Source organism: Pseudomonas sp. (assembly GCF_049645325.1).
Taxonomy (GTDB): domain Bacteria; phylum Pseudomonadota; class Gammaproteobacteria; order Pseudomonadales; family Pseudomonadaceae; genus Aquipseudomonas.
The window spans coordinates 1-11173 of the sequence record NZ_JBARTQ010000460.1; the positions used below are offsets into that span (position 1 = coordinate 1).

9 protein-coding genes, 2 tRNA genes and 1 riboswitch are annotated in these 11173 nt (G+C 60.3%); of the genes, 9 read left to right on the forward strand and 2 right to left on the reverse strand.

Annotated elements, in window-relative coordinates; translation table 11 throughout:
- The first annotated feature begins 85 nt into the window (after nt 1–85).
- The 3 genes from astB to astE are packed head-to-tail and all read left to right on the forward strand — an operon-like array spanning nt 86 to nt 2762.
- Nucleotides 86–1432 carry an N-succinylarginine dihydrolase gene (gene astB, locus WBB95_RS20000; protein ID WP_424489155.1) on the forward strand — a complete coding sequence of 449 codons (1347 nt, stop codon included), beginning with the start codon at nt 86–88 and terminating at the stop codon, nt 1430–1432.
- Nucleotides 1433–1455: 23 nt separating this feature from the next.
- Nucleotides 1456–1746 (forward strand): topoisomerase II, encoded by a 291-nt coding sequence (locus WBB95_RS20005; RefSeq protein ID WP_071493983.1) that lies wholly within the window; start codon nt 1456–1458, stop codon nt 1744–1746.
- 11 nt (nt 1747–1757) lie between these two features.
- Nucleotides 1758–2762 (forward strand): succinylglutamate desuccinylase, encoded by a 1005-nt coding sequence (astE, locus tag WBB95_RS20010; protein ID WP_424489156.1) that lies wholly within the window; start codon nt 1758–1760, stop codon nt 2760–2762.
- Here the strand turns inward: astE and WBB95_RS20015 are convergent.
- Together WBB95_RS20015 and WBB95_RS20020 are read right to left on the reverse strand one after the other, a co-directional pair.
- Nucleotides 2759–4237, reverse strand: coding sequence for a M91 family zinc metallopeptidase (locus tag WBB95_RS20015; protein ID WP_424489157.1), 1479 nt, complete (start codon nt 4235–4237; stop codon nt 2759–2761). The two genes, astE and WBB95_RS20015, sit on opposite strands and share 4 nt — an antisense overlap.
- A 148-nt stretch (nt 4238–4385) precedes the next feature.
- Nucleotides 4386–4892 (reverse strand): 6,7-dimethyl-8-ribityllumazine synthase, encoded by a 507-nt coding sequence (locus WBB95_RS20020; RefSeq protein WP_395610937.1) that lies wholly within the window; start codon nt 4890–4892, stop codon nt 4386–4388.
- A gap of 113 nt (nt 4893–5005) precedes the next feature.
- A riboswitch (FMN riboswitch) is annotated at nt 5006–5175 on the reverse strand.
- Between the two features lie 191 nt (nt 5176–5366).
- On the opposite strand from WBB95_RS20020, the gene ltaE reads away from it, so the two are divergent.
- The 6 genes from ltaE to WBB95_RS20050 all read left to right on the forward strand — a co-directional run bounded on the left by ltaE (nt 5367) and on the right by WBB95_RS20050 (nt 11172).
- A complete protein-coding gene (gene ltaE / locus WBB95_RS20025; RefSeq protein ID WP_424489158.1) occupies nt 5367–6371 on the forward strand; it encodes a low-specificity L-threonine aldolase in 1005 nt (334 codons plus the stop codon).
- A gap of 146 nt (nt 6372–6517) precedes the next feature.
- On the forward strand, nt 6518–9136 hold the full coding sequence (alaS, locus tag WBB95_RS20030; RefSeq protein ID WP_424489159.1) for an alanine--tRNA ligase: 2619 nt from the start codon (nt 6518–6520) through the stop codon (nt 9134–9136).
- 97 nt (nt 9137–9233) lie between these two features.
- A complete protein-coding gene (locus tag WBB95_RS20035; RefSeq protein WP_424489160.1) occupies nt 9234–10475 on the forward strand; it encodes an aspartate kinase in 1242 nt (413 codons plus the stop codon).
- Nucleotides 10476–10648: 173 nt separating this feature from the next.
- The gene (csrA, locus tag WBB95_RS20040; protein WP_003175645.1) at nt 10649–10837 is read left to right on the forward strand and encodes a carbon storage regulator CsrA; all 189 of its coding nucleotides are present in this window, start codon (nt 10649–10651) and stop codon (nt 10835–10837) included.
- A gap of 62 nt (nt 10838–10899) precedes the next feature.
- Nucleotides 10900–10990 (forward strand) — tRNA-Ser (locus WBB95_RS20045).
- 108 nt (nt 10991–11098) lie between these two features.
- Nucleotides 11099–11172 (forward strand) — tRNA-Arg (locus WBB95_RS20050).
- Nucleotide 11173 lies beyond the last annotated feature (1 nt).

An 11173-nucleotide genomic window follows, 5' to 3' on the forward strand; every position in this document is an offset into this window, starting at 1 on the left:
TGATCGGGTTTACAGATTGAGAGCAGCGGTGTTGTGAAGACTGCTATTGATGCCTATAAAAACAGATGTTCGTGGAGCCTCGCCGATGAAATCCTATGAAGTCAATTTTGACGGTCTAGTGGGGCCGACCCATAACTACGGCGGTTTGTCCTATGGCAACGTCGCGTCCCAGAGCAACAGCCAGCAGTCTTCGAACCCGAAGGAAGCGGCGTTGCAGGGCCTGCAAAAGATGAAAGCCCTGATGGACATGGGCTTTGTGCAAGGGGTTTTGGCGCCGCAGGAACGTCCTGACGTGGCTGCCTTGCGCACCCTCGGTTTCAGCGGCACCGACGCCCAGGTCATCCAGCAAGCGGCCCAGCACGCCATGCCGTTGCTGGTCGCCAGCTGCTCGGCGTCGAGCATGTGGGTGGCCAACGCGGCCACTGTCAGCCCAAGCGCCGACACCGCCGATGGCCGCGTGCATTTCACCGCCGCCAACCTCAACTGCAAGTACCACCGCAGCATCGAACACCCAACCACCAGCCGCGTGCTGGGGGCGATGTTTGCCGATGCGAAGCACTTCGCCCACCACGCGGCTTTGCCGGCGGTGGCGCAGTTTGGCGACGAAGGCGCAGCCAACCACACGCGTTTCTGCCGTGAGTACGGTGAGGCCGGCGTCGAGTTCTTCGTGTTTGGCCGCAGCGCGTTCGACACCCGTTACCCGGCGCCGCAGAAATACCCGGCGCGCCAGACCCTCGAAGCGTCCCAGGCCGTGGCCCGCCTGCATGGCTTGAAGGATGACGGCGTGGTCTACGCCCAGCAAAACCCGGCGGTGATCGATGCCGGTGTGTTCCACAACGACGTGATCGCGGTGGGCAATGGCGAGGTGCTGTTCTATCACGAGGACGCGTTCCTCAATACCGAGCAGATGCTGGCCGAGTTGCAGGGCAAGTTGGGCAAACTGGGCGGCAATTTCCAGTCGGTGTGTGTGCCGCGCGCCCAGGTCAGCGTCGAGGACGCTGTGCGTTCCTACCTGTTCAACAGCCAGTTGCTGACCCGCGCCGACGGCTCGATGCTGCTGATCGTGCCGGAAGAATGCCGCGCCAACGAACGCGTCTGGCAATACCTGCAAGGCCTGACGGCGTCCGGCGGGCTGATCCGCGAGGTGAAAGTCTTCGACCTCAAGCAAAGCATGCAGAACGGCGGTGGCCCGGCGTGCCTGCGTTTGCGCGTGGCGTTGAATGAAACGGAACTGGCGGCGGTGAACCCAGGCGTTATCATGACGGCGCCGTTGTACGAGACGCTGACCCAATGGGTCGACAAGCACTACCGCGACAGCCTGCGTGAAAGCGACCTGGCTGACCCGCAATTGCTGCTTGAGTGCCGGACGGCACTGGATGAACTGACGCAAATCCTTAAACTGGGCTCGGTTTATCCTTTCCAGATCAATTAATTCCGCACGGCTGAGAACTATTTATGACCACTGACACCCTGAAACTGATCCTTGAAGACACCGACGGCACCCAGCTGGAAACCTCCTGCACCCGCGTTGCCGTGGTGTGGCAGGGCAAGGAAATCTGGATCCAGCACGACGGCCGTGGCCAACTGCTGATCGGTGTGGACGTGGAAGAAGGTGACGCCGAGTACGCCAACCTGCTGATGCGCCCACTGGCCACCAACCTGATGAGCCTGCAACTGGAAATGGAACCGGCCGAAGTCGAAGGCGATGACGACGACCACGTTCATGGCCCAGGCTGCAACCACTAAGGAAGCTGCGTATGCTCGCCCTCGGCAAACTGCTTGAACTGACCCTCGCCGGTCGCGAACCGGCGCAAAAAATTCAACTGACTGTCGACGGCGTGCAGATGCGCTGGCTCAGCGAGGGCGCACTCGAAGTGCGCCCGCCGCAGGCACTGGACAACGGCAGCGACTTGCTGCTGTCGTCTGGCATCCATGGCAACGAAACCGCGCCGATCGAATTGCTCGACCGCCTGTTGCATGGCATTGCCCGGGGCGAGATCAAGCCCCGCACCCGTATTCTGTTCCTGTTCGGCAACCCCGAGGCCATGCGCCGCGGCGAGCGTTACCTCGAACTGGACGTCAACCGGCTGTTCAACGGCCGTCACGAAAAAAACATCGGCCCCGAAGCCATGCGCGCCGCCGAGCTTGAGCAACTGGCCCGCAGTTTCTTCAGCCTGCCCGGCCGTTCGCGCCTGCATTACGACCTGCACACCGCCATTCGTGGCTCGAAGATCGAGCAGTTCGCCTTGTACCCGTGGAAAGACGGGCGTCAGCATTCGCGCCACCAGCTCGCCCGCCTGCGCGCTGCCGGCATGGAAGCGGTGCTGCTGCAAAACAAGACGTCGATCACCTTCAGCGCGTTCACCTACGAGCAGCTTGAGGCCGAAGCCTTCACCCTCGAACTGGGCAAGGCGCGGCCGTTCGGCCAGAACCAGGGCGTGGACGTGTCACGCCTGGAAACGCGCCTGACGCACATCATCGAAGGCACCGAGCCTGAGACTGACAGCCTCGACGGCCTGCAACTGTTCGCCGTGTCGCGCGAAGTCATCAAGCACAGCGACGCGTTCCTGCTGCACCTGCCGGCTGACGTCGAGAACTTTTCGCCGCTGGCCAAGGGGTATCTGCTCGCCGAAGACGTGGCCAAGACCCGCTGGGTGATCGAGGAGGAGGGCGCACGCATCATCTTCCCCAACCCGAAGGTGAAGAATGGCCTGCGGGCGGGGATTTTGATCGTGCCGACCACCGAGCAGGGCCTGGGTTAACTTTCCAGGTACTGTTTGCGCGGCGGTAGCCCAAGCTCTCGGCGCAGTCCGTTCTCACTGAAAGCGGGTGGATTGGTCGTGGTGGGCGGGGTGCTCGGGTCGCGGTCGAAGTCGAAGGGCGCGGCCCCCGTTGGCAGCCCCACAGCCTGCAGTTCCGAGTTGTCCACTTCAGCGCGCGGCTTGAGACCGTCGATGCCGTCCAGGCTGCTGCCACGCAACAGGGTCCCGCTGACGTGGTTGTAGGCGTGGCACAGCTCGTGGAACAGGTTGATGAGGCTGGGCGTCCCAGGTTGCACATCCGTCGTGTTGTACCAGACCTTGCCGCCGTAAGACGCGCGGCCAGGGTGGTCATTGTCGATAAAAGGCCAGGAGGCGGTGGCCGGGTCCGGGGTGAATTGTCCGTTGGGTTTGGGGTAAAACTCATGGATCGTCACCGGTTGCCCGCTGTGCAGGGCCGCGCGCTCCAGTTCGGCCAGTAACCGCTGGCCTGTGGGCGAGGCGAGGAGCAGACGCAAGTCGTCGTTGACCCGCTCAACGAATGGCGCACTGCCTTGAATCGCAATGCCACTGCGCGCCAAGGGCCTGGGCTCCAGGTGGATGGCATGGGAGGCCAGCTCACCTGGGGGCCATTGCTCTGGGAGCTCTGGATGCAGCGCCAGTGCGCAGTCTACGGTGAGGCTGCTGCGCCAACTGAAATAGGTGACATCGTTGGCCTTGAGCTGTTTGACGTCGTCAACGCCCTCGCCGGTATAGATGACATTGCCGGCTGGACCGGCCTTGATCCGATCATTACCGGGGCCGCCGCTGAGGATGTTGGCGCCTCGCCCGCCGACAATATGATCATCACCTTCACCGCCATCAATGAAACTGGTGCCGTTGCCGCCGCTGATGTCGTCTTGGCCGGGACCGCCATACACCGTCAGGTGGGTGTCCTGGTAGCCATGCACCTCATCGTTTCCGTGGCCCGCCTCCACGTGGCACGCGCCGTTGAGGACAGCGATGAAGTCATCCCCGGGGCCTGTGTACAGGCTGGCAATTCTGGCGCCGCTCACCACGCGGTCGTCGCCTTCGCCGCTGAAAACGAAGACCGGCACAAGCACGTTATCTTCAATATGTATTCGGTCGTTGCCGTCCTGGGTGTCGAGTACCAGCGTTTGCATGCGCCAGTTGAGCGTGATCTCGTAGCGCGATTGGTTGATTTGCGCGGTCAGTACCAGCGTTTCGTCGACAGGAGGCGCAGCGGCAAAAATATTGACGGTGTCAGGTTTTTCAAAGGTGGTGATGCACAGTTGATCAACGTCTTCATGCCTGAACAATTTGCGCTCGATGCGTACATTTTCATCCTCAAGAATTCGATGCACTTCGATAAAACCTGGGCCACTCGGGCGCTCATGGGTGGGGTCGCGCCTGGGGTTGTCAGTGAGCGTGTTTGCATTGATGACGTAGACGCCATCAGCGTTTCGGGTCGGGAGCATGTCGCGGTTCCTCCGATTTCAAGTAAGGGGTGCAGGCCTTACTTAACGGGAGGAATGCGCAGTTGCAGCGGTAGATATGCAGGCTCCAATAAAAAAGCCCCGGCAAGCGAGCTTGCCGGGGCTTTTTTCAATGCGGGCTGAGCCTGCTTCAGACCGCCAGTTTTTGCTCGCTGCGACGGATCGCGCGAACCTTGTGCAGGGTGTCGGCGCAGGTGCGCGCGGCTTCCTGGCCTTTGTGCACGAAGTGCTCGTAGAAGAACGTGGTGTGTTCGCTGCCGGCGTGGAAGTGATGCGGGGTCAGGGACACCGAGAACACCGGCACTTCGGTTTCCAGCTGTACCTGCATCAGGCCGCTGACCACCGATTGGGCCACGAATTCGTGACGGTAGATGCCACCGTCCACCACCAGCGCTGCGGCAACGATACCGGCGTAGCGGCCGGTCTTGGCCAGCAGTTTGGCGTGCAGGGGCATTTCAAAGGCGCCGCCGACTTCGAAGAAATCGATGTCCGATTCCTGGTAGCCCTGGGCGATCATTTCGGCGAGGAAACCTTTGCGCGATTGGTCGACAATATCCTTGTGCCAGCAGGCCTGGATAAATGCGACGCGCTCGCCGTGGTGGTTTTTGCTTTTGCTGTCGATTGCGGTGGGTTGCATGTTCTGACTCCTGTTTAAGAAAAAAACAGGGCGTTATGAATCGAATGGGATTTAAGGGTACGGACAGCTGCGTCATGCAAGCATGAAGTCAGCGCGCGGCCCTTAGGTGCCAATCCCGTTCTCTCTTCATCCGGACTATGACCGTCGGCCCCGGGATCACACCGGGTCTGCTGACCTTGTCGCCGTCCTGCGTGAGCAGTTCGAGGCGCCAAGCGCTCGCGGGCTATGCACATTGCGTGCAATTACCGCCGGTGGGGAATTGCACCCCGCCCTGAGAACGTTGCCGCCAGAACCCTGGCGGCGGAGAGTTTTTAACATGGTTTTTCAAAAACTGCACGATCGTCGTATCGATAACCTATATCGGTTTGTTTGGTTGGTATTCGATTGAGCAAACGCGGGGCTTGATATTCCGTGGCTTTGCCCGCAGTAATCATCCTCATAAGAAACTCAATGAATCCCTTAGAGGCTTGTTTCATGTCTGTGATCGACCTGCGCAGCGACACCGTGACCCAACCCACCCCCGGCATGCTCGACGCGATGGCCAATGCCGCCAGCGGCGATGACGTGTATGGCGAAGACCCCAGCGTCAACCAGTTGGAGGCTGAACTCGCCAAGCGCCTGGGGTTCGCGGCGGCGTTGTTCGTGCCCACCGGCACCATGAGCAACCTGCTGGCGTTGATGGCCCATTGTGAGCGCGGCGAGGAATACATCGTCGGTCAGCAGGCCCACACCTACAAATACGAAGGCGGTGGTGCGGCGGTGCTGGGTTCGATCCAGCCGCAGCCGCTGGAAGTGCAGGCGGATGGCTCTTTGGACCTGGACCAGGTGCTGGCGGCGATCAAGCCCGACGACTTCCACTTCGCGCGTACTCGCCTGCTGGCGCTGGAAAATACCATGCAAGGCAAGGTATTGCCGCTGGAGTACCTGGCCAGAGCACGCGCATTTACCCGTGAACACGGCCTGGCCCTGCATCTGGACGGCGCGCGTCTTTACAACGCGGCGGTCAAGCTCGGCGTGGACGCACGGGAAATTGCGCAGCATTTCGACTCGGTGTCAGTGTGTTTGTCCAAGGGCCTCGGTGCGCCGATTGGCTCGGTGCTGTGCGGCTCTACCGCACTGATCGCCAAGGCGCGACGCCTGCGCAAGATGGTCGGTGGCGGCATGCGCCAGGCGGGCTCACTGGCAGCGGCGGGGCTGTACGCGCTCGATCACCAGGTACAGCGGCTGGCGGATGACCACGCGAATGCCCGCTGGCTGGGCGATGAACTGCGCAACGCGGGCTACGCCGTGGAGCCAGTACAGACCAACATGGTCTACGTGCAAGTCGATGACCGGGCGCAGGCCCTGAAAGCCTTTGCCGCCGAGCGCGGGATCACGTTGAGCGCCGCGCCACGCCTGCGCCTGGTCACGCACCTGGATGTGAGCCGGGCGCAGATCGAGCAAGTCGTGCAGACATTTGTCGAGTTTTCCCGAAAATGACCGTGCAGACCGTCTAATTGACTGTTTCTATCGCATAAACACGCTGTACCACCGGCAAAGGGCCGATATAATGCGGCCCTTTGCCGTCGCTCCGTCTGATGATGTTGCGCACTGGCCTTTGGCCGCAGACTCCGTGGAAGAACCTAATGAAAAGCGCAGAAATCCGTGAAGCCTTCCTTCGCTTCTTCGAAGAGCAAGGCCACACGCGTGTAGCCTCCAGCTCCTTGATCCCAGGCAATGACCCCACCCTGCTGTTCACCAACGCGGGGATGAACCAGTTCAAGGACTGCTTCCTGGGCCAGGAAAAGCGCGCCTACACCCGCGCCACCAGCAGCCAGAAGTGCGTACGCGCCGGCGGCAAGAACAGCGACCTGGAAAACGTGGGTTACACCGCGCGCCACCACACCTTCTTCGAAATGCTCGGCAACTTCAGCTTTGGCGACTATTTCAAGAAAGATGCGATCACCTTCGCCTGGACCTTCCTGACCGGCGTGCTGAAACTGCCGAAGGAAAAGCTCTGGGTCACCGTCTACGCGACGGACGACGAAGCCTACGACATCTGGACCCAGCAAATCGGGGTGCCGGCTGAGCGCATGATTCGCATCGGCGACAACAAGGGCGCGCCTTACGCGTCCGACAACTTCTGGACCATGGGCGATACCGGCCCGTGCGGCCCTTGCACCGAGATCTTCTACGATCACGGCGCCGACATCTGGGGTGGCCCGCCGGGCTCGCCGGAAGAAGACGGCGACCGTTACATCGAGATCTGGAACAACGTGTTCATGCAGTTCAACCGCACCGCCGATGGCGTGTTGCATCCGCTGCCGGCGCCGTCGGTGGACACCGGCATGGGCCTGGAGCGGATCAGTGCGGTCATGCAGCACGTGCATTCCAACTATGAAATCGACCTGTTCACCAACCTGCTGAGCGCGTCGGCTGCCGCCATTGGCTGCGCCAACGAAAACCAGTCTTCGCTCAAGGTCGTGTCGGACCACATTCGTTCCTGCGGCTTCCTGATCGCCGACGGCGTGCTGCCGTCGAACGAAGGCCGCGGTTATGTGCTGCGCCGCATTATCCGTCGCGCCTGCCGTCACGGTAACAAGCTGGGCGCCACCGGCAGCTTCTTCTACAAGATCGTGGCCGCGCTGGTTGCCGAGATGGGCGAAGCCTTCCCGGAACTCAAGCAGCAGCAAGCCAACATCGAGCGCGTGCTCAAGGCAGAAGAAGAGCAGTTCTCCAAGACCCTGGAGCACGGCCTGAAGATCCTCGAGCAGGACCTGGCTGAGCTCAAAGGCTCCGTGGTACCGGGCGACGTGGTGTTCAAGCTGTACGACACCTACGGTTTTCCGATGGACCTGACCGCCGACATCGCCCGCGAGCGCGAGCTGACCATCGATGAAGCCGGTTTTGAGCGTGAGATGGAAGCGCAGCGTGTACGCGCCCGTTCCGCCAGCTCCTTTGGCCTGGACTACAACACCCTGGTCAAGGTTGACGTGCCGACCGAATTCACCGGCTACAAGGCCACCGCCGGCTCGGCGAAGATCGTTGCGCTTTATAAAGACGGCAAGTCGGTCGACGTATTGAACGAAGGCGATGAGGCTGTTGTGGTCCTGGACCAGACGCCGTTCTACGCCGAATCCGGCGGCCAGATTGGTGACTGTGGCTTCCTGAGCTCGACGTCCGGCCGTTTTGAAGTGCGCGACACCACCAAGACCGGCGGTGCGTTCCTGCATCACGGTGTGCTGGTGCTGGGCAACCTGACGGTCGGTGCGCCGGTCGACACCCAGGTCGATGCCGACGTACGGCATGCAACTGCTTTGAATCATTCGGCCACTCACTTGCTGCATGCCGCGTTGCGTCAAGTGTTGGGCGAGCATGTGCAGCAGAAGGGTTCGTTGGTCGATAGCCAGCGCCTGCGCTTTGACTTCAGCCACTTTGAAGCGATCAAGCCTGAGCAGATCAAGGCCTTGGAAGACATCGTCAACGCCGAGATTCGCAAGAACACCCCGGTTGAAACCGAAGAAACCGACATCGAAACCGCCAAAAACAAAGGCGCCATGGCGTTGTTTGGCGAGAAGTACGGCGACGAAGTGCGCGTACTGAGCATGGGCGGCAGCTTCTCGGTGGAGCTGTGTGGCGGTATCCACGCCAACCGCACCGGCGACATCGGCCTGCTGAAAATCATCAGCGAAGGCGGTGTGGCCTCGGGTGTCCGTCGTATTGAAGCGGTGACCGGCGCTGCGGCCCTGGCCTACCTCAATGCGGCTGAAGAACAACTCAAGGAAGCGGCCGGCCTGGTCAAGGGCAGCCGTGACAACCTGATCGACAAGCTGTCGGCTGTCCTGGAGCGCAACCGTGCACTGGAAAAACAGCTGGAGCAGTTGCAGGCCAAGGCGGCCAGTGCGGCGGGCGACGATCTGTCGACCAGCGCGCTGGACGTCAAGGGTGTGAAGGTCCTGGCTGTGCGCCTGGACGGTCAGGACGGCAAGGCGCTGTTGGCCTTGGTCGATCAGTTGAAGAACAAGCTCGGCCGCGCAGTGATCCTGCTCGGCGGTGTCCATGAGGATAAGGTCGTTCTGGTTGCCGGTGTAACCAAAGACCTGACTGGCCAACTCAAGGCCGGTGATTTGATGAAGCAAGCCGCCGCGGCAGTGGGCGGGAAGGGCGGTGGTCGTCCGGACATGGCGCAAGGCGGTGGTGTAGACGCCGGTGCCCTGGACGCAGCGCTGGCCCTGACCGTGCCGTTTGTCGAGGCAGGTATTTAAGGCACTGTTAATGAGCCCATGGTCTAGTCATGGGCTCGCCAAGGTGCTGGAAGATTTGTTTATTGGGCGCCCCTTTACGGGCTGAGGCGGCTTAGAAATGGCTTTGATCGTACAAAAATTTGGAGGCACCTCGGTCGGCTCTGTTGAAAGAATCGAGCAGGTCGCCGACAAGGTTAAGAAATTCCGCGATGCCGGCGACGACCTGGTGGTGGTGCTGTCGGCCATGAGCGGCGAGACCAATCGCCTGATCGATCTGGCCAAGGCCATCAGCGGCGATCAACAACCGTTGCCGCGTGAGCTGGATGTGATCGTGTCCACCGGCGAGCAGGTGACCATCGCCTTGCTGGCCATGGCGCTGAACAAGCGTGGCGTGCCGGCGGTGTCCTACACTGGCAGTCAGGTGCGCATTCTCACCGACAGCGCGCACACCAAGGCGCGCATTCTGCAAATTGATGATCAGAAAATTCGTACTGATCTGAAAGCCGGGCGCGTGGTAGTTGTAGCGGGTTTCCAGGGTGTGGACGAGCACGGCAACATCACGACCCTCGGTCGTGGCGGCTCGGACACCACCGGTGTGGCACTGGCAGCGGCCCTCAAGGCCGATGAATGCCAGATCTACACCGATGTGGACGGCGTCTACACCACCGACCCGCGTGTCGTGTCCGTGGCCCAGCGCCTGGACAAGATCACCTTTGAAGAGATGCTGGAAATGGCCAGCCTCGGTTCCAAGGTGTTGCAGATTCGTGCGGTGGAGTTCGCCGGCAAGTACAACGTTCCGCTGCGCGTATTGCACAGCTTCAAAGAGGGTCCGGGCACCCTCATTACTATTGATGAAGAGGAATCCATGGAACAGCCGATCATTTCCGGCATCGCTTTCAACCGCGATGAGGCCAAGCTGACCATCCGTGGCGTGCCAGACACCCCAGGCGTGGCCTTCAAGATCCTTGGCCCGATCAGTGGTGCCAACATTGAAGTCGACATGATCGTGCAGAACGTTTCGCACGATAACACCACCGATTTCACCTTCACCGTTCACCGTAACGAGTACGATGCGGCGGAGCGGATCCTGCAGAACACTGCGAGCGAGATTGGCGCCCGTGAAGTGGTCGGCGATACCAAGATTGCCAAGGTGTCGATCGTGGGTGTGGGCATGCGTTCCCATGCCGGCGTTGCCAGCCGCATGTTCGAGGCCCTGGCCAAGGAAAGCATCAACATCCAGATGATCTCCACGTCGGAAATCAAAGTCTCGGTGGTGATCGAAGAGAAGTACCTGGAACTGGCTGTACGCGCGCTGCATACCGCTTTTGAGCTGGACGCTCCGGCCCGACAGGGCGAGTGATGCGATGCCAGGAAGGCGCGGTTTACCGCGCCTTTCATTTTTTTGTGGGGCGCATGTTCTTTTGCGTGGGCTCGACAATACTTAGGCGGTAGGGCTATGGCTTTTGGTCGTAGGTCGAAGGCCTTTTTTTTGCAGACTGTTGTTCCTGAACTGAAATGCGTGAGGAGAAAGGTATGCTGATTCTGACTCGTCGGTGCGCAGAAAGCCTGATTATCGGTGATGGCGAAATCACCGTGACCGTGCTCGGCGTCAAAGGCAATCAAGTACGTATCGGGGTTAACGCTCCGAAAGAGGTAGCGGTCCACCGCGAGGAAATCTACCTGCGGATCAAGAAAGAGAAGGACGAAGAACCAAGCCTTTAATTTTTATCGTTTTTTATGTTTGCAAACGGGGATGAACGTGGTTAATATACGCCCCGTGTTGCGGAGAGCTGGCCGAGTGGCCGAAGGCGCTCCCCTGCTAAGGGAGTACACCTCAAAAGGGTGTCGGGGGTTCGAATCCCCCGTTCTCCGCCATTATTTGCTTAGTACGTTGCAATCTGGTTTTTTCGGTAAGTTGTTGAAATTACTCGAAAAAATAGCTTTACATAGAGATTGAACGGCCTATAATGCGCGGCAACAAATGCACTCGTAGCTCAGCTGGATAGAGTACTCGGCTACGAACCGAGCGGTCACAGGTTCGAATCCTGTCGAGTGCAC